General features: G+C 59.6%; 20 protein-coding genes, 3 pseudogenes and 1 riboswitch. Of the genes and pseudogenes, 11 read left to right on the plus strand and 12 right to left on the minus strand.

Features of this window, described 5'->3' with window-relative positions:
• Window positions 1–177: 177 nt before the first annotated feature.
• Window positions 178–618 (minus strand): HPP family protein, encoded by a 441-nt coding sequence (locus KJQ96_RS24525; protein ID WP_108521783.1) that lies wholly within the window; start codon window positions 616–618, stop codon window positions 178–180.
• On the opposite strand from KJQ96_RS24525, the gene KJQ96_RS24530 reads away from it, so the two are divergent.
• The 5 genes from KJQ96_RS24530 to KJQ96_RS24550 all read left to right on the plus strand — a co-directional run bounded on the left by KJQ96_RS24530 (window position 611) and on the right by KJQ96_RS24550 (window position 4,236).
• Window positions 611–808, plus strand: a complete 198-nt coding sequence (locus KJQ96_RS24530; RefSeq protein WP_145963730.1) for a hypothetical protein — start codon at window positions 611–613, stop codon at window positions 806–808. The two genes, KJQ96_RS24525 and KJQ96_RS24530, sit on opposite strands and share 8 nt — an antisense overlap.
• Window positions 805–2,340, plus strand: coding sequence for a sensor protein FixL (gene fixL / locus KJQ96_RS24535; protein WP_213289032.1), 1,536 nt, complete (start codon window positions 805–807; stop codon window positions 2,338–2,340). The genes KJQ96_RS24530 and fixL overlap by 4 nt, the downstream gene beginning before the upstream one ends.
• Window positions 2,330–2,947 (plus strand): response regulator FixJ, encoded by a 618-nt coding sequence (gene fixJ / locus KJQ96_RS24540; protein ID WP_057854466.1) that lies wholly within the window; start codon window positions 2,330–2,332, stop codon window positions 2,945–2,947. Before fixL ends, fixJ begins: the two co-directional genes overlap by 11 nt.
• Window positions 2,948–3,032: 85 nt before the next feature.
• On the plus strand, window positions 3,033–3,428 hold the full coding sequence (locus KJQ96_RS24545) for a response regulator (protein ID WP_213251447.1): 396 nt from the start codon (window positions 3,033–3,035) through the stop codon (window positions 3,426–3,428).
• Between the two features lie 118 nt (window positions 3,429–3,546).
• Window positions 3,547–4,236, plus strand: a complete 690-nt coding sequence (locus KJQ96_RS24550) for a helix-turn-helix domain-containing protein (RefSeq protein WP_213251446.1) — start codon at window positions 3,547–3,549, stop codon at window positions 4,234–4,236.
• Between the two features lie 522 nt (window positions 4,237–4,758).
• On the opposite strand, the gene KJQ96_RS24555 is transcribed toward KJQ96_RS24550, so the two are convergent.
• The 4 genes and pseudogenes from KJQ96_RS24555 to KJQ96_RS41795 all read right to left on the minus strand — a co-directional run bounded on the left by KJQ96_RS24555 (window position 4,759) and on the right by KJQ96_RS41795 (window position 8,597).
• On the minus strand, window positions 4,759–4,962 hold the full coding sequence (locus KJQ96_RS24555; RefSeq protein ID WP_213251445.1) for a cold-shock protein: 204 nt from the start codon (window positions 4,960–4,962) through the stop codon (window positions 4,759–4,761).
• A 104-nt stretch (window positions 4,963–5,066) separates the two neighbouring features.
• Window positions 5,067–5,204, minus strand: a pseudogene (locus KJQ96_RS42100) (Rieske 2Fe-2S domain-containing protein); the annotation flags it as partial.
• A gap of 387 nt (window positions 5,205–5,591) precedes the next feature.
• Window positions 5,592–7,922 (minus strand): annotated as a pseudogene (gene metE, locus KJQ96_RS24565) (5-methyltetrahydropteroyltriglutamate--homocysteine S-methyltransferase).
• 101 nt (window positions 7,923–8,023) lie between these two features.
• Window positions 8,024–8,219, minus strand: a riboswitch (cobalamin riboswitch).
• A gap of 159 nt (window positions 8,220–8,378) precedes the next feature.
• Entirely contained in the window at window positions 8,379–8,597 is a 219-nt protein-coding gene (locus tag KJQ96_RS41795; RefSeq protein WP_197427507.1) for a hypothetical protein, read from the minus strand.
• A gap of 14 nt (window positions 8,598–8,611) precedes the next feature.
• Here KJQ96_RS41795 and KJQ96_RS42105 point away from each other — a divergent pair, with 14 nt between their 5' ends.
• Window positions 8,612–8,809 (plus strand): DUF6925 family protein, encoded by a 198-nt coding sequence (locus tag KJQ96_RS42105; protein WP_374226579.1) that lies wholly within the window; start codon window positions 8,612–8,614, stop codon window positions 8,807–8,809.
• On the plus strand, window positions 8,806–9,069 hold the full coding sequence (locus tag KJQ96_RS24575) for a hypothetical protein (protein ID WP_213289033.1): 264 nt from the start codon (window positions 8,806–8,808) through the stop codon (window positions 9,067–9,069). The genes KJQ96_RS42105 and KJQ96_RS24575 overlap by 4 nt, the downstream gene beginning before the upstream one ends.
• Window positions 9,070–10,108: 1,039 nt before the next feature.
• Here KJQ96_RS24575 and KJQ96_RS40385 read toward each other — a convergent pair.
• From KJQ96_RS40385 to bioB, 7 genes and pseudogenes are all read right to left on the minus strand, one after another.
• Window positions 10,109–10,538: pseudogene (locus KJQ96_RS40385) on the minus strand (3-methyl-2-oxobutanoate hydroxymethyltransferase); the annotation flags it as partial.
• 189 nt (window positions 10,539–10,727) lie between these two features.
• Window positions 10,728–10,928, minus strand: a complete 201-nt coding sequence (locus tag KJQ96_RS24580; RefSeq protein WP_145963732.1) for a hypothetical protein — start codon at window positions 10,926–10,928, stop codon at window positions 10,728–10,730.
• 822 nt (window positions 10,929–11,750) lie between these two features.
• Window positions 11,751–13,016, minus strand: coding sequence for an adenosylmethionine--8-amino-7-oxononanoate transaminase (locus tag KJQ96_RS24585; RefSeq protein WP_057846716.1), 1,266 nt, complete (start codon window positions 13,014–13,016; stop codon window positions 11,751–11,753).
• Window positions 13,013–13,645: a dethiobiotin synthase gene (bioD, locus tag KJQ96_RS24590; RefSeq protein ID WP_057854461.1), complete on the minus strand. Its 633-nt coding sequence runs from the start codon at window positions 13,643–13,645 to the stop codon at window positions 13,013–13,015. The genes KJQ96_RS24585 and bioD overlap by 4 nt, the downstream gene beginning before the upstream one ends.
• On the minus strand, window positions 13,642–14,796 hold the full coding sequence (locus tag KJQ96_RS24595; protein WP_213289034.1) for an 8-amino-7-oxononanoate synthase: 1,155 nt from the start codon (window positions 14,794–14,796) through the stop codon (window positions 13,642–13,644). The genes bioD and KJQ96_RS24595 overlap by 4 nt, the downstream gene beginning before the upstream one ends.
• Before the next feature lie 81 nt (window positions 14,797–14,877).
• Window positions 14,878–15,231 (minus strand): aspartate 1-decarboxylase, encoded by a 354-nt coding sequence (panD, locus tag KJQ96_RS24600; protein ID WP_057846713.1) that lies wholly within the window; start codon window positions 15,229–15,231, stop codon window positions 14,878–14,880.
• 50 nt (window positions 15,232–15,281) lie between these two features.
• On the minus strand, window positions 15,282–16,277 hold the full coding sequence (gene bioB / locus KJQ96_RS24605; protein WP_213251443.1) for a biotin synthase BioB: 996 nt from the start codon (window positions 16,275–16,277) through the stop codon (window positions 15,282–15,284).
• A 227-nt stretch (window positions 16,278–16,504) separates the two neighbouring features.
• Here bioB and KJQ96_RS24610 point away from each other — a divergent pair, with 227 nt between their 5' ends.
• From KJQ96_RS24610 to KJQ96_RS24625, 4 genes are all read left to right on the plus strand, one after another.
• Window positions 16,505–17,140, plus strand: coding sequence for a GntR family transcriptional regulator (locus tag KJQ96_RS24610; RefSeq protein WP_057854457.1), 636 nt, complete (start codon window positions 16,505–16,507; stop codon window positions 17,138–17,140).
• A gap of 171 nt (window positions 17,141–17,311) precedes the next feature.
• Entirely contained in the window at window positions 17,312–17,671 is a 360-nt protein-coding gene (locus tag KJQ96_RS24615; RefSeq protein ID WP_213251442.1) for a Dabb family protein, read from the plus strand.
• Between the two features lie 117 nt (window positions 17,672–17,788).
• Window positions 17,789–19,180, plus strand: coding sequence for an aminodeoxychorismate synthase component I (gene pabB / locus KJQ96_RS24620; protein ID WP_057854455.1), 1,392 nt, complete (start codon window positions 17,789–17,791; stop codon window positions 19,178–19,180).
• Complete coding sequence (locus KJQ96_RS24625) at window positions 19,177–19,761, plus strand: aminodeoxychorismate/anthranilate synthase component II (protein WP_213251441.1); 585 nt, start codon at window positions 19,177–19,179, stop codon at window positions 19,759–19,761. Before pabB ends, KJQ96_RS24625 begins: the two co-directional genes overlap by 4 nt.
• The last annotated feature ends 51 nt before the right edge of the window (window positions 19,762–19,812 follow it).

Here is a 19,812-nt window from a genome sequence, read left to right on the forward strand (position 1 = left end):
GGCCGCTATAGAACCCACACGAACCAATGCTCTACCAGACATCGCAGTTCAACACGACAATCCAGATGGCCCACATTCGCCGCCGGGTTACTTCGGAGGATGGCGCGCCCGATCCGAACGAGCCGCTCAACTCATTGACCCTCAAGCGACTGCTGGTCATACGCGGCACTGCTGCGATCAGACTCGGTCAGCGTCCGCCGTGGCGCAATCCTGCAGCGCCCGCATCACGTCCTTCCGCGAAATAATGCCGGCAAGCCGCTGCTCGCTGTCGAGCACTGGCATGCTGCGGAGTCGGTGGTTGACCATCAGCTCCAGCACGCGGGTCAGCCTGGTTTCGGGAGCGACATAAATGAATTCCGCTGTCATTAGATCAACGGCAGTCCGCTGCATCAGGTCGCGGTAGCGCGGGATGATGCGCGCCGGCGTGAAAACGAAGCAGGACAGGTAGTCAAACTTGGAGATGACGCCGACCACCTGCGATCCGTCCATGACCGGATAGGCATTGAAATCTTGCTTCTCGAAGAGATCGCCGAGTTCGCACATCGTCATATCGCGCGCAACCGTCCTAGGCTCGCGCGTCATGTAATCGGCAACCGTCTGCTCGAGAAACTTGTACAAGGCGAAATCCTCGCTGTCGACGGCGCCACTTCAAGCACGCGGAGCGGCCGCGCATATTGAGCGAGGTCAAACGGATGAAATCAGCGCGATCGTACATATTTTCTCGCCCTTGAGTGCGGCCGGGCATTCGGCCCATAATCGGGAAAATCTCAACCGAATCCGCGCTCCGGAATTGGAAAAGGACAATTGAGCGGCATAGCCCCCTTCCCGTGTGACGACGGCAGCCACGATCAGCGCTTTCGGCTGGGTGCCGAGGGCGCTGGCGTCGGCGGCTGGGATATCGATCTGTCCACCAGGGAGTTGTTCTGGTCGAATATCGCGCGAAAACTGTTCGGCGTTTCCAATGCCGCTGCGGTCAGCTACGACCTGTTCCTTTCGCTGCTCGAGCCTGAGGACCGCGAGCGAACCGAGCAGGCGATCTCCCGTTCACGCGAGACCGGCGCCTCGTTTGACCTCTCCTACCGGCTAAGACGCGAGGACGGCGGCAGCCATTGGGTCCGCGCCCGCGGCAGCGTCATCAGGAACAAGGATGGCATTCCGTCCCACCTTTCCGGCGTCGTGCTCGACCTCGAGGAGGAGAAGCGGCTCGAGGAGGACCTGCGCACGCGCGAACGGCACCTGCAGTTGATACTGGAGACCATCCCGGACGCGATGATCGTCATCGACAGCCGCGGCATCATGCAGTTCTTCTCGAGCGCGGCGGAACGCCAGTTCGGCTACGTCCAGAGCGAGGCAATCGGGCAGAATGTCAGCATCCTGATGCCCGAGCCCGACCGTTCACGCCATGACGGCTATATGGCGCGATACGTCGCCACCGGCGAACGGCACATCATCGGCATCGGCCGCATCGTCACCGGTCAGCGCAAGGACGGCACCACCTTCCCGATGCACCTGTCGATCGGCGAGATGCAATCCGGCGGCATGCCCTATTTTACCGGCTTCGTCCGCGACCTCACCGAGCATCAGCAGACCCAGGCGCGGCTGCAGGAATTGCAGTCCGAGCTCGTCCACATGTCACGGCTGAGCGCGATGGGAGAGATGGGTTCTGCATTGGCACATGAGCTTAACCAGCCGCTTGCTGCCATCAGCAACTACGTGAAGGGCTCGCGCCGGCTGCTTGCCGCGAGCCCCGATCCGAATCGCGCTAGAATCGAGAACGCGATGGATCGCGCCGCGGAACAGGCGATCCGCGCCGGGCAGATCATCCGGCGGCTGCGCGATTTCGTCGCCCGCGGCGAATCCGAAAAGCGCGTCGAGAGCCTTTCGAAGATGATCGAAGAAGCCGGCGCGCTTGGCCTAGCCGGTGCGCGCGAACAGGACGTGCGGATCCGCTTCAGCCTGGACCCGCAGCATGACCATGTCCTGGTCGACCGCGTCCAGATCCAGCAGGTGCTGGTCAATCTGTTCCGCAACGCGCTGGAAGCCATGGCCCAGTCCGCACGGCGCGAGCTCATCGTCTCTAACCGGCCGATCGACGGGGACATGACCGAAGTCTCGGTGTTCGACACCGGTCACGGATTCCCCGAAGATGTGGAGAGGCACCTGTTCCAGACCTTCTTTACGACCAAAGAAACCGGCATGGGGGTCGGGCTGTCGATCAGCCGCTCCATCATCGAGGCCCATGGCGGCAGGATGTGGGCCGAATCCGATCACGCAGGCGGCACGACGTTTCGCTTCACCCTGCCGGCGGCACCCAACGAGAGTTTGACAGATGGCAACTAGAGGAAATGTCTACGTCATCGACGATGATGAGGCGATGCGTGACTCGCTGCACTTCTTGCTCGATTCCGCGGATTTTGAGGTCAGTCTGTTCGAGACGGCGCAGAAATTCCTCGATCACCTTTCCACCATCGAATTCGGCTGTGTAGTCTCGGACGTCCGCATGCCCGGCATCGATGGCGTCGAGTTGCTAAAGCGCCTCAAGGTGAGCCGCGCCTCCTTGGCCGTCATCATCGTGACCGGCCATGGCGACGTCCCCCTCGCCGTCGAGGCGATGAAACTCGGTGCGGTCGATTTCCTGGAGAAGCCGTTCGAGGATGACCGCCTGGTCGCGATGATCGACGCCGCGCTCCGGCAGGCTGAAGCCGGCGCCCGCGACGAGGCAATGACGCAGGACATCGCCGCGCGGGTCGCCTCGCTGAGCCCGCGCGAGCGGCAGGTGATGGAGGGATTGGTGGCTGGCCTATCCAATAAGATGATCGCAGGCGACTACAATATCAGCCCGCGCACCATCGAGGTCTACCGAGCCAACGTGATGACCAAGATGCAGGCTTCGAGTCTTTCGGAACTCGTCCGCCTCGCCATGCGAGCCGGGGCGCTTAAAGATTGAGCTGAATCAAGTCGGGCCCGCTGGAAGGCCTTATGGATGCTCTGATCGACCGCATGGCTGATCAGAAAGCCGCATAAAGCCTGTGATGCCCTCACCTAACAGAACGCCCCTTGTCTACGTCGTCGATGATGACACCGATGTGCTCGGATCGCTGCGCTTTCTCCTGGAAACCGACGGTTTTTGTGTCCGCACTTTCCGCAGCGGCGAGGCGCTCCTGAACGCCATGACTATGGGCGGCGCCGATTGCTTCGTGATCGACTACAAGATGCCGGGCATGAGCGGCATCGACCTTGCCAGTCTCTTGCGCCGGCGCGATATCGATACGCCGATCATCCTGATCACCGGTCACCCCGACTCGTCCATTCCGGCCAAAGCAGCAGGCGCCGGTATTCGCCATGTGCTGGTCAAGCCGCATGTCGAGGACAGCCTTTCCTCCCATATCTGGGACGCGATCAACACGGAGCGGCCCTCGGCGTCCTGAAAACCGGCACACAGCTCCGGGATTCTACTTAAGGCATTGCCCCTAAGGCATGAAGCGAAATTTCCCAGCCGTTTTGTTCCACTTACCAATTCGCCATCCGCTGCACAGGAGATGGCTCATGCTCACACGATCGATCGCCCCGTCCCTCAACGTCAACCGAGCCGCTCCCGGCGCGTTTGGGCCTGTCGAACCGTTTTTTGGCCTCACAGGCCATGCTGGCCTGATCGCCACGGAGTTCACCTACCGCAAGGACGAGGAAATCTACGGTGAGGACGAGCCGGCGGAGTATGTTTACCAGGTCGTTCGCGGCGCGATGCGCACCTACAAGCTGCTGTCCGACGGACGTCGTCAAATCGGCGCGTTCCATTTGCCTGGCGACGTGTTCGGGCTAGAGTCTGGCACCAAGCACCGCCTGGCCGCCGAAGCCATCATCGACAGCACCGTGCGCCTGGTGAAGCGCCGCAGCCTCGAACATGCGGCCGGCACCGACGTCCGGGTCGCCCACAAGCTCTGGACCATAACGGCTGATGACCTCAAGCGCGCCGAGGAGCACATCCTGCTGCTTGGTCGCAAAAGCGCGATGGAACGAGTCGCCAACTTCCTCCTGGAGATGGATCGCCGCCTTACGGTGGCCGGCACGATGGCGCTCCCGATGTGCCGCCGCGACATCGGCGATTATCTCGGGCTTACGCTGGAAACGGTGTCACGTGCCCTGTCGCAATTGAACGACGAAGGCGTGCTGGGCTTTTCCGGTGCCCGCCAGATCGTGCTGCGCAACCACCAGCGCCTGCGCAACATGGATATCTGATCGGCCTCATATGGCGAAGCCAAGTCGAGCGAATTCAGGTTGGCCGATGTGAATAAGCAGTCGCTCCAACCTGAAGCGTTCCGGCGTGTTGACAAAGATCCAGTGATGCCGGGCGTGAGGCCAAAACAATGCGCAGGCTATAGATGTCTCCAAACGAAAGTTTCGCGAGATGCATGGCGTTCCCGATTGGACGTTGCATCCGACCGGGTCGAGGTAACGGGAGCGCAGCCGACGGGAGATCGCAATTGAACGCGATCGCCGCCTCGCGTCCGCCCGCTTGGTCCGCGAGCAGGGGCTTGATGTTGCACCGCCTGCCGAGACCTGGCCACTTACCTTGCGAGGTAACCGCTAATGCCTGTCCGAAAATATAAGGACTTGCTCGGTCCTAATGAAAAGGCGTGATTGCGGGGCGACTGGGATTGCGGGTTCATGGAGTGGGAGAAGCTAGAGGCGCTTTGGAACGCCGGTGATAAGAAAGCCTTCGTATGGTGGCCGGGAATGACTCTGCCCAAGTCTCTATGATCAACCGATCACGACCTTTTCGGCTCGACTACGTCCGGTCCTGCGGTCTACACCGATTTCATAGCTGACGCGGTCTCCTTGCTTGGGCGTTACACCGGGCAACAAGCTGCTCACGTGGAAGAATAGGTCTTCACCGCCAGTATCAGGCGCTATAAAGCCGAACCCCTTATCGTCCTTAAACAGCTTCACCTTGCCTTTGGGCATGTTCTTCTCTCCGAATCACATAAATTAACGGCGTATCAGATCATTAAACTCGACAGACCTGCTCGCCTCAAGTGATTTGCGGAATTAGGATTAGCTTTAGTGCGTCAACTCCGCCGCGTTGAGCCGTGGTAGCAGCAATGCAGCCGACAGTTTCTGAGACGCCTTTCGACAATGGCACCCGCCGGATAGGCGCAGCGATCTTCCAGCGCGAACAGATCGCCCTGTCTCAGGCGAACGACGACGGTTCGCTCGCGAGACGAGGAGCAAAAGCGTTCTCCGGCCTGATCTCACGCGACCAGGCAAGAGCATGCCAGTCCGGATGCGCATCGCCCGTTCGCAAATCGACCGACACTTCGCCGGTTCCGGTTCCCAAAGTCTGCAACACTCGACTCAACAAACCCCACCGAGATGGATCGAGAGATTTCGTCCGGCGCCTCGTTCACCTCGATCGTTTGGGCGTTGCTTCCGACAAACTCCAGGATCGTTTTCTCGCCATCACGCCCATCTCCTCGACAAGCGAGAAATTCACGCAACAGGGCTCCTCCTTTCCAAAGCGGGTGCATTTGATCCAGAAACGCATCGGCGCTCCCTGTGAAAAAAGACGCCGGACATCGGCGATTGCCTCGGGATCAGGACGCCGCCCGCAATTCACGGGCAGCGGCGACCATATTGATGAGCGCGGGACGCACCTCATCCCATCGGCGCGTTTTAAGGCCGCAATCTGGATTGATCGAGAGCTGCGCATCGGAAAGCCGCTGCCGCGCCAGCGCAATGAGGTTCTTCATCTCGGCCGCGTCCGGCACGCGCGGCGAATGGATGTCGTAAACGCCGGGTCCGATCTCGTTCGGATATTTGTAGCTCTTGAAGGCGTCAAGCAGTTGCATCTTTGACCGCGACGTCTCGATCGAGATGACGTCGACATCCATTGCCGCGATCGCATCGATGATGTCGTTGAACTCGGAATAACACATATGGGTGTGGATCTGGGTCTCGTCGGCCACGCCCGACGAGCAAATGCGGAAGCTGTCTACGGCCCAGCCGAGGTAGGTCTTGCATTGTGACTTGCGCAGCGGCAATCCTTCTCGGAGCGCAGCCTCGTCAATCTGGATCATCATCGCGCCGGACCTCTCGAGGTCGATCACCTCGTCACGGATCGCTAGCGCGATCTGACGGCATGCTTCGCTCCGTGGAATATCATCACGGACGAACGACCAGTTCAGGATCGTCACCGGTCCTGTCACCATCGCCTTCAGTGGCTTCTTGGTCAGCGATTGCGCGTAGCGCCACCACTCCACCGCCATCGGCTTCGGCCGGGAGACATCACCAAAAAGGATGGGCAGCCGGACACAACGCGAGCCGTAGGACTGAACCCAACCATGCTTGGTGAATGCGAAGCCGGACAGCTGCTCGCCGAAATACTGCACCATGTCATTGCGCTCGAACTCGCCATGCACGAGAACGTCGAGACCGATGTCTTCCTGCCTGCGCACCGCGCGTGCCGTCTGCTCTTTGAGAAACTGCTCGTGTTGTGCGTCGCTCATCGTTCCCCGCGCATGGGCCGCGCGGGCTTTGCGAACTTCCGCCGTCTGCGGGAACGATCCGATCGTCGTCGTGGGAAATGTCGGCAATCCGAACCGCGCGCGCTGAACCTCGGCGCGCCGGGCGAAAGAACTGCGACGACGCCGCATGCCGTCATCGATTGCAGCCATTCGCTTGGCGACGTTCTCATTGTGAACGTTGGGCGACGTTTCGCGCGTGACGGCCGCGCCTTCTGAGGCCGCAAGTACATCCGCCGCTTCCTCCCAGCCTTTAGCCAGCACGCGTCCCAACGTTGCGAGTTCTCCGATCTTCTGGACGGAGAAAGCAAGCCAGCTTTTCACATCGGGATCGAGATCGGTCTCGAGATCGAGGTCGATCGGACATGAAGCAGCGAGCATGAGGGTGCAATCTGCACGCGGTCCTCGCCAAGCTTTGCGACGGCAGGTTCGAGCCGGTCGAGCACCGCTGGAAGGTTCGAACGCCAGACATTGCGGCCATCGACGACGCCGAGAGAGAGGACAATATCCCTTCGAGCGTCGGCAACAATCGGGCTCAACTGCTCTGGGGCGCGGACCAGGTCGATGTGAAGGCCCGCAACCGGCAACGTCAAAGCGGTTTCCAGGTTGTCGCCGATCGTTCCAAAATAGGTAGCGAGCATGATCTTGAGGTCGGGAACCTTCTTGGCCAGGTGGGCGTAGGTCCGGCGCAGCGCGTCGCGTGTAGCGTCGTCGAGGTCCAGGACCAGACATGGCTCGTCCAGCTACACCCACTCGGCGCCCCTTAGGGTGAGTTCGCGGAGAACATCTACATAGACCGGCAGCAGCCTATCGAGGAGCAACAGCGGATCGAATGCAGGATCTGCGCTCTTGCCGAGCTTCAGAAAGGTGACCGGACCAACCAGCACCGGGCGCGTCTGACGACAACCCAGGCTTTTCGCCTCTTCATACTCCTCGATCGGCTTGCGAGAGGAAAGCGTGAAAGTCTGGTCCTTGTGAAATTCCGGCACTATGTAGTGATAATTGGTGTCGAACCATTTGGTCATCTCCTGCGCTGCGGCGCCGTGCTCGGCGTGACCGCAATTCGCATCATGGTCATCGCGCTGTGCGCCCCCGTGCCATCGCAAAGTAGGTCTTGAGCGAAACAGGGCCTGCGCTCCAACCGTAAATTTCCGGAATGGCACCGACCATCACGCTGGTATCGAGCACATGGTCATAAAGCGAGAAGTCGTTTGAAGGAATAACGGTTACGCCGAGCGATTTCTGCCGCGCCCAGTTGGCGGCGCGAAGCGCAGCCGCAGCCTCAAGAAGCTGCGTCTCGTCAGACTTTCCGGCCCAATAGCTCTCGAGCGCGAGTTTGAGTTCGCGGCGCGGACCGATGCGCGGCGTGCCGAGGGTAGCGACAGGAATCGAGAGAAGAGACATAGCTTCAACCCTATGTTGGGAGCAAAGGCCATGGCGGACGCGTGCAGAAAAAGCCGCCGAAGCGGCAACTGCTTGGCGCACCACCGGGACACCCCGCCCGTGGACGAATATGTTGTCGGGCCAGGTCTCCCGGCTCGCGGGTCGTCGCTGCTATCCGGCCTTCCCGAAGCCGCGTGGCTTCAGTGACTTCTATTGGACAGCGGCTCGCCGCTTACAGTTGCGGGGGCAGCGCCGGCATCGCACCGGCTTCCCTCTTAGCTCCGGATCAATCCGGAGAGCCTCGACATCTCCGATTACCTGCAAGAGGGCCGTTCCGTTCGGTTCTCGGGAGCGATCGTCTGGACAACGGAGGCATCTAGCGCCTCGTCGTCGTGCGGCCCGATCGTCGCATAGAGTTCGGCGCGCGTCTGGATTCGATCGACAATCTTGTGGGTGCCGTGGTCGCGCGATCGCAGCTTACAGATCTTCCTGCGCCTTGTTAGCCACCCGCAGCGCAGACACCGGCCAGATCACCATTGAATAGTTACCTCGAATTCTGCCACCGCAAAGCAACGGCGTCTTGCCGAAGGCGGTCATGTTGGCGAGCAGCGGCACGCCCGGCATCCGCTCGGCAAAGGCAGGAACATTTCCGCGGTGTTGAGCGCGCCGGGAAAATCGGTAGGCGCCCGCCTCCAACTCTGCACGCGCTTATGTGCTGTATCGCGAGGCACACCCATATCTTTGCCGAAAGTACTGTCGCATCGCCGTACCCATGCAGTGACGTAGCCATTGCCCGAGGGTTGCCCACCTGCGCGCATCTCTATCCCCTGCATCCGCTCCGCGACCACCTTGGCCAAAAACGCCCGTTCAGGCATGACTGCCGCATCACCTTTCAGGCCCTTGCTTGAAAGTTACGGGCAACCCCGATCTCGTGGCCTTCGAGCGGCATGTCATCCATTCCGTCGTCTGCGGACTTGAACCATCCACCGTCGCACTCCGAAAGGACCATTTTGCCTGCGCCATATTCCGCGTGACGCTTCGCCAGGTGCAGGCCTTGGAGCAGACATCGGCAGTGCTTGCGGCTTGGCTGTCGGCCTGGGACGAGCTCGGTCCGGTGGACGCCGACGACCCATCGATGCGCTACATTGACATTCCTATCGGCCTGTAGCTGCTCAAGATTCTGAATTCGCAGTGTACGTTACATACAGACTATAATAGATCACCGAAACCCGTGACGAGTGTCGCCGAGATGACCATCCCGCCTGAACAACGAAGGGAAACGGTGACCTCCCTAGGCATCCGGGCTTATCGCGGTAGACCGACCGATGCGTTGAGCTGCACGCTGCGTCCAGTTGATCATCTTTGCACAAAAGATGCGACACATGCGCAAAAATCACCGCCAAACGGCGCAAGAACTCGAGTATTCGATCATTTGTTCGCGCGACTAGAGACGACTAAAAGGGCATCTCGTAACACTGATGTTCTCACAAGCTTGGAGTTCTCGGTGAGTGATCGATCTACTCATCTCGATGCTCCTTCAGCGGCCCCTTGGGGCGTTTCCTCCCTGACTTGGCCGCGCGTAACATTCGCGCGGCCTTTTTTCTGCCTCCAGCAAGAGATTGACTTGCAGGATTCAATGGGCTTTGAACGCAAAAACGCATGGTGCGAGTAGGTTCTCGCGCAGATACAGGGTCATTAGCCCCTTGGCGAAGAGTCGTTCGTAAATGCCGGCGTACGGTCACCCATCCAATTTTCGATTTGATTTCGCGAATAGGACGCCTCCGCAAGGCCGGCGATTGACGTCTTCGTAATTGTAATAAGCTGCCTTCGCGTCTTCGGGCGAGCGGCTCTGCAAGAAAGGTTGCGGTCGGGTATCTTCAAGCGGACTCCAGAGCGTCGCTCATGTATATCGAGTTCACGAAATCGGCCACATCGAATCAACCGTGAGCCGCCAGATCCGTCGGAATACTTCCAGACGACCAATTAGTTGCGCCGTGCTTTGTCATCTGAGACCGTCGGTCTCATCCGTCTGTCATACCGTTCCGCTAGGTCCAGCAGCCTTTTTCTGGTGAAAGGGTCTGCCTTGTCCGCTAGATCGCGAATGATCTGGGCCCGGTCGTTTAAAAACTGCTCATCCACGAAAACACCTATCCAGTGCAAGTTTCCGTTTTTTCTTAGCACTCAGTCGTTTGGTTCTCATCGGCTTTCCTTCCCTGCACCTTGGATCCACCCATGACATTAACGCTCTGAGGGGTGAGGCCGAGACGGTTCGTCATAGGATTTCGGAATCGACCAAGGCACGCGCCATTTCGACACGCTTGGCACCACCCTTGGGCTTCACGGCGTCCCTGCCACGCTGAAGGAAGCCTCCGGCGTTCCGCCAGAAGCAAGGCATGGGTCTGGCCTGTGTGCGCGCAACCGCATCTAAGTAATAATTCCCATGGCCACTGACCGGCACTGTGTTTGCCGAATCCGAGGCAGACGTTGCCAACGCTATCTCCGGCCAGGATGACGTCGACGATGCGTGTCGTAATAGCCTCGTACGCTGTGCCCCGGCGACACGACGTCCCTCCACTGTCCACCGCTGCAGCATTGGATGGCGACACGTTCAAGAGGCTGCTCCGAACTGTGGCTCATTTTAGATCCCGGTCGATCGCTCGCCCCGTATCCCTGCAGCCAATGATTCCTAGGGAATTCGAGAGAAAACCGTCAATGGTAGAGGGAAGGAAGGATCTTGCCTCTCCAAAATTGGAGAACTACGCACAAACGTTAGTCGTCGCGCAACCATCTCTGTCGCTAATTCCCATCGCAGCGTCCGGGGATTGCTCACGAAGGCTCCTGGTCCGACGCGGGCAGATCCAGCAAACCAAACGGGATCCAGGCCAGAAAAGGCCAGAAGAAATAGAAGGATGCGACCGCTCGATAGGGCGCGGTCGAGTAAACTTCGTCGCGCGAAAGCTCAGCCGCAGCACGCTTGTTCATCCTGTAAGCAGTGAAGTCGATGATTGTTGCCGACGTGTCTGTCACTTGATGCTTCCATGCTACTCTAGCGTCACACCGAATTCTAATGAGAAGTTTGTCAACTCCGCTAATGCGCTTCTGCCGCGCGCCTGTCTCCCGCGACTCGGTGCCACATTTAAGCCGCTCGCAACCAGCGAAGCCATTTGTGGTCGGCCTCCCGCCGCGCCTTGAAGTGGTCGACGCATTTGTTCGAACAAAGGGCCGTTCGCCAGCAGTAGTAGCGGATCAGCCCGAACTTTCCGCCGCATATCGCACAGCACCTCACTGGACCGTAGTAGGGAATATGGGAGCTGTTGCGCATTTTCGCCTCCTATCGGCGTTAGGTGGATAGCCCCTGCACTTTCTTCGCCTCAGCACCACGCCCGCACGTGAAATGCCGCGTCGGCGATGCCAAGTCTCGCGGTAGGTACGGGCGCTGGGGGCAAGAGTTTGACCCTGATGTGCGCCTCCCTGGTGAAGCGACGGCTCAATCGGCGTCCTTCGCTGAGATTTCCAATCTGTAACGAATATTTTCGTCTTGATTGATGCAATGAGCGGAGCGTTGACGGTTAAATCCTGCGCTCGCACGCGTTTCTTCGACCGATTTCAACAGGCCTTGCTGATGGGGTGCGTGTGCTAGCACTCGCCCCGATCTCGTCGCTGCCACCTCGTGCTTTGCGGTGTCAAAGGCGGCAATCCGATTTTTATCTCCAGCTGCTCGAAATGCATGGTCACTGTGGGCTGGGTGAGATGCCGATTTTGCCGCTGCCTAGGCGAATCCGAGGTGTTCGCGCTCCTTAGAGAACGTGCGGAGACGTTTAATGGTGGCTACACGCACCAAGCGCGTCCTCAAGCCTGCGCATCGGCAGAATCCCTGATGGCGGCATAGATTTGGTCAAGATCTATCGCCGTGACGCAATAAGGCGGCATCACATAGATCGTGTTGCCGAGCGGCCGCAGCAGCAGATTGCGGGCTTTAAAGAAAGCCTGAAGCTTCGGACCGATGCCCGCGAGATAGCCCGCATCATTCGTTTTCAGATCGAGTGCTGTAATGGTACCAGTTTGACGGATGTTTGCAAAGCGAGGGTCGGCGCGGAATGGCTCAATTGCCTGCTCTTGCATCGTGGCGACCGATGCAACACGTTGGCGAGTTTCCTGATCTTGCCAGAGATCCAGGTTGGCCTTTGCGGCGGCGCAGGCTACAGGATTCGCGGTATATGAACTCGAATGAAAGAACGTACGCGTACGATCTTTCGAATAGTGTGCGTCGAAAATATCTGCGCGGCAGAGTGTCACGGCGAGCGGAAGCGCCCCTCCCGTAAGTCCCTTCGAATAGCAGGCAATATCGGGCGTGACATTGGCCTGCTCACAGGCAAATAACGTTCCGGTGCGGCCCCAGCCCGTCATGACCTCGTCGGCAATGAACAGGACATCCGAGGCCTCGCAGATCCGCTTCATCTCTCTTAGCACCCAGGCTGGGTACATCAGCATCCCGCCTGCCCCCAATATCAGAGGCTCCACAATAAAGGCGGCCGGCATTTCGTTTCGACATGCGGACTCGAGCGCGTCGAGCGTCGCCTGCTCACGACCTCCCGCGGGGAATGGGATTGAGGTGACGTCGAACAGCAGCGGCCCATACGCAGCGTTGAACACGCCTCGGGCACCGACCGACATCGCCCCAACCGTATCGCCGTGGTAGGAATCTTGCATCACGATGATGCGTATTCGCTGTTTGCCGATATTATGCCAGTAGCCGAGTGCCATTTTTAAGGCCACTTCCACACTGGCTGAGCCACTGTCGGAGAAGAAGACATGGTCGAGGCCGCGGGGTGCCAGTTTCAAGAGTAGCGCCGCAACCTCCTCGGCCGGATCGTGGGTATAGCCGGCGAAGATGATCTGGTTGAGCTTGCCTGCCTGTTCCCGGATGGCGCTCACGATATGTGGATGGCAATGACCATGCGTCACGACCCACCAGGATGAGATTGCATCGATGATGCGGCGACCATCGGCGGTGTGGAGATAGGCCCCTTCACCACGCACAACCTTTGTCATCTCGTTTTGAAGCGCGTGTTGCGTGAACGGATGCCAGATCGGCGACTTCGTCTTTGGCATCATGGCTTGAAATCATCACCGCGGAATGAGGCTTTGAACGCGGCCTGCAGCGTGTCTGCCGTGAGAGGAGAAAGCCAGGGCAATCGCCCTAACCAACGCACCCGCCCGATCTCGCAAATTGCGCTCTCAGTCTCAGAATTTCTCTCGCCAATGAACGCAATCCCAAGAAGCTCGATCTGGCGCTTTCGCAGAGCCTCTATCGACAGCAGCGAGTGATTAATGGTGCCCAGCGCTGTTCTTGCGCAAAGCACGACTGGAAGCCGCCATCGCTCAAAGACGTCAGCATAAACTGCGCCGAGACTCAGCGGCACCATCAGCCCGCCGGCACCCTCGATCACTAGCGGTCGTTCCCCGGTATCCGGCACATCCAGCGAATCCGCGTCAATGCGAACTCCATCAATTTCGGCGGAATGATAGGGCGAAGCGGGCGTTCGAAGGCGGTAAAGCTCCGGCACGATGCGATCGGCTGAAAGGCTGCCCAGCCGTGCGACGAGCTCCGTATCGGTCTCCCCTTCGAGGCCGGCCTGAATCGGTTTCCAATAGTTCGCGCCGAGGAGATCGGCGAGTCCCGCAGAAAAAACCGTTTTTCCGATCCCGGTATCTGTGCCTGTTACCACGATCCGCTGACTCATCGAGATTCACCTCTCGTCTCCTCCATGAGAGCATCGAGCATCGCGCGCACGTCGTCCTCCACAACGTTGAGTGTCAGTGAAATTCGCAAACGGGCTGTGCCCGCCGGCACAGTTGGCGGCCGGATTCCGCGGATATCGAAGCCGCGAGCCTGCAGCCTCGATGCAAGCCGCATCGCACGCGAGTTGTCGCCAACAATATAGGGCACGATCTGCGAGTCCGAAGTATTTCGCAAACCGCGCACGCCGATCTCCCGATGCGTGAATGCGACCAGGTTGGCCAAACGTTGCTGACGCTCGGGTTCCTGCTGCAGGATCAAGATTGCCTCGCGCACGGCGACAGCCGTCAAGGGTGATGGCGCCGTGGCGTAGATAAACGGACGGCAGCGATTGATCATAAAGTCGCGCAGCACGCCGGAGGCAGTGACAAGCGCGCCGGCCGTACCCAGCGCCTTGCCGCAGGTATGAACGACCAAGAGATTTTCGCGCCTTTCATGGGGCGCGGTGAGTCCTCGTCCCTGCTCGCCGTAAACGCCTGTGGCATGAGCCTCATCCACCATCAGGAATGCATCGTGCCGGTCCGCAATCGCGACCAGCTCTTCGAGCGGCGCGAAATCGCCATCCATGCTGTAGAGACTTTCGACCACGATCCAGACGCGGCCCACTCCGCCTTTGGCCCGCCAGTCAAGAATTGTGTTTTCGATCGACTGGAGGTCATTATGGGCGCTTATCCGAAAGTCGGCCCGGCCAGCTCGCGCTCCTTCATGAATACTCGCGTGCACGAGCGAATCGAGGACAAGCAAATCGCCCCGCTGCGGCAGCGTTGTTAGGATAGCAAAGTTTGCGACATAACCGCCGCTAAAGAAAAGCGCCGTCTCTGCCCCAAAGAACCTGGCAGCGGCTGCTTCGAGAACTTCGTGCTCCTCGCAATTGCCGCGGAGAAGCCGCGACCCGCCAGCGCCGATTGGTGTGCCGGCCTGGAGAGCGGCCATGAGAGCCTTTTTCATACGCGGCGCGCTCGCGAGCGCCAGATAATCGTTCGATGCGAAATCAATTCCCGCGCGCGGCCTGAGACTCCGCAGGCGATTGTCGTGTTTCAGGGCATGCAAGGCCGCGACATAATCGGCAACTTTGGCCGCGTGGTTTGCGTTCATTCTTCACTCCAGGATCACGATCCATCGCGCAAGAATTCCATTGGCCGCTAAGAACAACTGCTTCAGCAGCGACCTTAGCTTTCAACGTGACAAGATGCGATTTTCTCCGTCGACCAGCACAACACGCGGCCTGAAGATTTTTGCTTCCGCCTCATCAAAGGAGGCATATGCAACGATAATAATTTTGTCTCCGGGCATCGCGAGCCGCGCAGCCGCACCGTTCAAATCTATGGCGCCAGACCCGCGGGGCGCTTCCATCACCTCGGTGGCGAAACTCGCTCCGGTTTCGATGTTGTAGATTTCGACGCGCTCGTTGATCAGGAATCCCGCCGCGTCCAGCAGCGCCCGATCAATCGAAATCGAACCTTCAAGGTACAGATCGGCTTCGGTTACCGAGGCGCGATGGATTTTGCCTTTCATCAACGTAATCTGCATTTCTCACCTAAGCCGGAGTTTGCGCATAGCGCCCGTTTAGCTGTTTTCAATCAGGCAAGCCCGGACGTGATGCCGAGCCGGTGCAACAAACTCGCGTCGCGGTCGCGCTGCGGGTTCTTGGTGGTCAACAGTACATCGCCGATAAAGATCGAATTTGCGCCGGCCAAAAAGCACAGCGCCTGCAATTCGTCGGTCATGTACTGCCGTCCGGCGGATAACCGCACCACGCTCTTCGGCATCATGATTCGGGCCGTCGCTATCAGGCGCACCAGCGCGATCGGATTGGGGCGCTCCGCGGTGTCATAGACCGGTACGCCCGTGACCTCGTTCCATAGATTGATTGGCACGCTTTGCGGATGGCTCGGCAGATTGGCGAGCAGGACGAGCATGCCGAGCCGGTCCTCGAGGCGCTCGCCCATGCCGATAATGCCGCCACTGCACACCTTGATGCCGGCATCGCGGACGTGCGCAAGTGTGTCGACGCGGTCCTGCAGGGTGCGGGTGGTGATGATTTTGTCGTAGAACTCCGGCGAGGTGTCAACGTTGTGATTGTAGAAGTCGAGACCGGCCTCAGAGAGCCGTGCGGCCTGCTTAGGCGTCAGCATGCCGAGCGTGACGCAGGTTTCCATGCCAAGCCCTTTAACCGCGGTGACCATGTCGCAGATCTGATCGAGATCGCGATCTTTTGGACCGCGCCAGGCGGCGGCCATGCAGAAGCGAGTCGCGCCGGCATCCTTGGCGCGCTGCGCAGTGACGACCACATCGGCGCGATCCATCAGGCGGGTGGCTTTCAGGCTGGTGTCGTAGTGCGCGCTCTGCGCGCAGTAGCCGCAGTCTTCCGGACAACCGCCGGTCTTGATGCTGAGCAGGCTTGCTGTTTCGACGCGGTTTGGATCGAAGTTATCGCGATGAATGCTCTGCGCCTGAAACATCAGGTCGGCAAACGGCAGGCCATAAAGCGCGCCGGCCTCGGCTCGCCCCCAGTCACTTCGGACCGGCACGCCGTTGCCCCTGTCATTCCCTTCTACTCCCACGACAGCAACCATACAACTTGCCTTCCCAATTTTTAATAGATAAGGACGTCGATTATTTATTATGTGTGCCCGTCCGTTGGACCCTTCTATGCGTTCTCCAAGACGAACATAAAGATGTGTCAACGCTCAAAGGCCCCGGAAATCTGCCCGGATTGCAGAAAATCTGCAAAAAGAGGCCATTCTCGATTGCTACGGCCGAGTCGTCGCGCACGGCCGGCGCATAATTTGATAGATAATCTATGACGGACGACGAGAACACGACGATGGCGGGTCGCATTGCAGCGGCAATCGCTGCGCGCATTGTCAGCGGCGCGCTGCAACCAGACGCCCCACTCCGGCAGGATCATGTCGCGCGAGAATTCAACTCCAGCCACGTCCCGGTGCGCGAGGCGTTTCGGCAACTTCAGGCCCAACAGCTTGTCGTCGGCGTGCCCCGTCGCGGTATGCGGGTTGCTCCGCTCGATACCAATTCGGTGAAGGAGATCGCCGAGATGCGTGCCGCGCTCGAAGTGGTCGCGTTGCGCAATGCGGCGCCAAAGCTCACCTCTAGACATTTGGCACGGATCGAGCTTGCCCTGATTGAAGGAGACAATGCCCAAACGATTCAGGACTTTGAAATGGCCAACCGCGCCTTTCACCACGCGCTGGTGGCGCCCTGCGCGATGCCGCGCCTGCTCGCGAGCCTCGACGGACTACAGCTTGCAAATTCACGAGTCGTGTTCGCGGTGGCGCGCAGTAGCGGCTGGCGACCGCGGTCCAATCAGGATCACCGCCTGATTCTGCAAGCCCTGCGAGCGCGCAACACCGACCAGGCCTGTAGTCTGCTCGCGCGCCACATTCAAACGATTGAGCGCCTCGCCCTTCCCGCGTCCTGACCAGGAATGAGATCTGGCGAGTTGCGTTGCCGACCGCGGGCGAAGCGCAAGAGCGTCAAACCTTCGACCGTTTTGCCGCGCGAGGCGGCTTGCGGCCGCCCGCCGTTGCAGCGGGCTCGTTCCTAAGCTAGTTATGCGACCTCCTTGCGACATCACTCCTTAAGGCCATCCATGATTCGTCACATCGTCTTGTTCAGCGCCAAAGATCGGGCCCATATCGACCAAATCATCGAGGGCCTTTCGCTTCTCACCACAATCCCGCATGCACGCCGGCTCGAGGTTGCGCGCAACCGCAAGACCGACCAGCTTGGCAACGAGATCGACGTGGTGGTTTATGGTGAGTTCGACAACGAGACGGAGCTCGCAGCATACAAAGCGCACGATCTCTACCAGGAATCGATCAGGCGGGTACGATCCCTCCGGGAGCTGCGGTTCGCGGCCGACTATAATGTAGCCACAGATGCGCGGTTCGCCTCGACGGCAGCGGTAAGCCAAGGTAGTGGGCGCTTCGGGTCCACCGGCGGGGGTTAACCTGGCAATCGATCTCAAGACCTTGCGGAGCCAGACGAGCGTCGCTCTCGTCGGGGTGGGGATTCGTAATCGGAGCGCGTCTCACCAGCACGCCAATCGTCGGTGAGTGACAAGGCGATGCACGTCCGCGAACTGCAGTGGATTGAGCCTGTCACCGCGATGCGCTGTCTCGCGCATCGCCCGCACCTGACGTTCCTCGATAGCGCTGCACCGCAGCTGCTCGGGCGCTACTCCTATATGGCCTGCGACCCCTTCAGCACCTATATGGTCGCGGACGGACAGGCGAGTTGCAACGGAGAGACTCTTGCGGGCAATCCGTGGCGAGCTCTTCGCACCCTGCTCGCCAGGTACCGCGAAGAGCATCGTCCCGATCTGCCGCCGTTCCAGGGTGGTGCGGCCGGCTTCTTTGCTTATGATCTGAACAGGACACTGGAGCGACTGCCCGCGCCGGCAATTTCCGGTCAGAGGTTGCCGCAATCCATCCTGCATTTCTATGATGTGGTCATCAGCTTCGACCACCGTGACGAAAAATGCTGGCTCGTCTCGACCGGATGGCCGGAGCAGGATCTCGCACGACGGCGCGAGCGTGCGCGCCGTCGGGCCGATGAGTTTGCAGCGCGGCTCGCCGGCCCAAGGGCGCCGCGGAATGACCTCCCCGCCACAGCGGGCGCATGGCATTCGAACTTCAGCCGTGAGGGCTACATTGCGGCGGTGCAGCGCGTCATCGACTTGATTCTGGCTGGCGACATCTTCCAAGCGAACATTGCGCAGCGCTTCAGCGCCCGCCTGTCGAGCTCATTTGATCCGCTGGCTTTCTATTGTCGGCTGCGGTCGTTGAACCCGGCCCCCTTTGCGGCCCTCCTGCGCTATGGCAGGCTGACCATTGCCTCGAGCTCGCCAGAACGATTCCTCAAACTTAATGGACGGCAGGTCGAAACGCGCCCGATCAAGGGCACGATCGCGCGCTCCGCTGATTCCAAGGACGACCGGCGCCGCGCTGAACTCCTCCTCGCGTCCGAAAAGGACCGTGCCGAGAACACGATGATCGTCGACCTCCTGCGCAACGATCTGTCACGTGTTTGCACGCCGCAGTCGGTCGAGGTTCCAGCGCTGTGTGCCCTGGAATCCTATGCCTCAGTGCACCACCTCGTGTCGACCGTGACGGGTGAACTTGCCGGAGATGAAGACGCCGTCACCTTACTGCGAGCGTGCTTTCCCGGCGGCTCCATCACCGGGGCGCCCAAGGTGCGATCGATGGAAATTATTGCGGAGATCGAGCGGGTGGCGCGAGAGGTCTATTGCGGGGCGATCGGCTTTATCGGCTTCAACGGGCACATGGATACGAACATTGCGATCCGCACGGTCACATTCGACGATGACTTGGCTGTGTTTTATGCAGGGAGCGGGATCACGGCGATGTCGGATCCAGAGGCCGAATACGAGGAGACGCTCGCCAAGGCGCAGCGAATCTTTGACGCATTTCGTGCTGGGAGCTGTGGTGCATTTTGATTGTCATCATCGACAACTACGACTCCTTTGTCTTCAACATTGCCCGCTATTTCCGCAAGCTAGGTGCAGCAACGGCAGTGATACGGAACGACGCCGTCAGCGTCAGCGACCTTACCGGCCTCAAGCCGCGCGCCGTGGTCCTCTCCCCTGGTCCCTGCACACCACTTCAGGCCGGAATCTCGACCGCCGTCATCCGCGAACTGTCAGGTCGCGTCCCAATTCTGGGCATCTGCCTCGGACACCAGTGCATTGGGAGCGCGTTCGGCGGACGCGTGGCGCGTGCACGTCGTCCCATGCACGGCCGGTCCTCATACGTAGCCCATGACGGCCGCGGACTGTTCAAGGACCTTTCGTCCCCACTCTGCGTTGGACGCTACCATTCGCTTGTTGTTGAGCTCGACGGGTCATGCGCACCGCAACTCGCAGTGACAGCGCGTTCGGACGAAGGCGAGATCATGGCCCTCGCACATCGCTCTCACCCGACCTATGGCGTGCAGTTCCACCCGGAATCGATACTCACTCAACAAGGGCAGCTGCTACTGATGAACTTCTTGCGACTCGCAGAGACTCGTAGATCGTAAGGATATCGGAGAGCGTGTCGCACAATTGCCAGCTGGACGCACGGAAGCGAA

The sequence above is a fragment of the Bradyrhizobium sp. sGM-13 genome, assembly GCF_018398875.1.
In the GTDB taxonomy this organism is placed as follows: domain Bacteria; phylum Pseudomonadota; class Alphaproteobacteria; order Rhizobiales; family Xanthobacteraceae; genus Bradyrhizobium.

What these genes read in the sequence shown, in the direction of transcription:
- fixJ (WP_057854466.1), top strand. Translation starts at nt 2,330, where the DNA reads ATGGCAACTAGAGGAAATGTCTACGTCATCGACGATGATGAGGCGATG.
- KJQ96_RS24545 (WP_213251447.1), top strand. Translation starts at nt 3,033, where the DNA reads ATGCCCTCACCTAACAGAACGCCCCTTGTCTACGTCGTCGATGATGAC.
- KJQ96_RS24550 (WP_213251446.1), top strand. Translation starts at nt 3,547, where the DNA reads ATGCTCACACGATCGATCGCCCCGTCCCTCAACGTCAACCGAGCCGCT.
- KJQ96_RS24555 (WP_213251445.1), bottom strand. Translation starts at nt 4,962, where the DNA reads ATGCCCAAAGGCAAGGTGAAGCTGTTTAAGGACGATAAGGGGTTCGGC.
- KJQ96_RS42105 (WP_374226579.1), top strand. Translation starts at nt 8,612, where the DNA reads ATGTGCTGTATCGCGAGGCACACCCATATCTTTGCCGAAAGTACTGTC.
- KJQ96_RS24585 (WP_057846716.1), bottom strand. Translation starts at nt 13,016, where the DNA reads ATGATGCCAAAGACGAAGTCGCCGATCTGGCATCCGTTCACGCAACAC.
- bioD (WP_057854461.1), bottom strand. Translation starts at nt 13,645, where the DNA reads ATGAGTCAGCGGATCGTGGTAACAGGCACAGATACCGGGATCGGAAAA.
- KJQ96_RS24595 (WP_213289034.1), bottom strand. Translation starts at nt 14,796, where the DNA reads ATGAACGCAAACCACGCGGCCAAAGTTGCCGATTATGTCGCGGCCTTG.
- panD (WP_057846713.1), bottom strand. Translation starts at nt 15,231, where the DNA reads ATGCAGATTACGTTGATGAAAGGCAAAATCCATCGCGCCTCGGTAACC.
- bioB (WP_213251443.1), bottom strand. Translation starts at nt 16,277, where the DNA reads ATGGTTGCTGTCGTGGGAGTAGAAGGGAATGACAGGGGCAACGGCGTG.
- KJQ96_RS24610 (WP_057854457.1), top strand. Translation starts at nt 16,505, where the DNA reads ATGACGGACGACGAGAACACGACGATGGCGGGTCGCATTGCAGCGGCA.
- KJQ96_RS24615 (WP_213251442.1), top strand. Translation starts at nt 17,312, where the DNA reads ATGATTCGTCACATCGTCTTGTTCAGCGCCAAAGATCGGGCCCATATC.
- pabB (WP_057854455.1), top strand. Translation starts at nt 17,789, where the DNA reads ATGCACGTCCGCGAACTGCAGTGGATTGAGCCTGTCACCGCGATGCGC.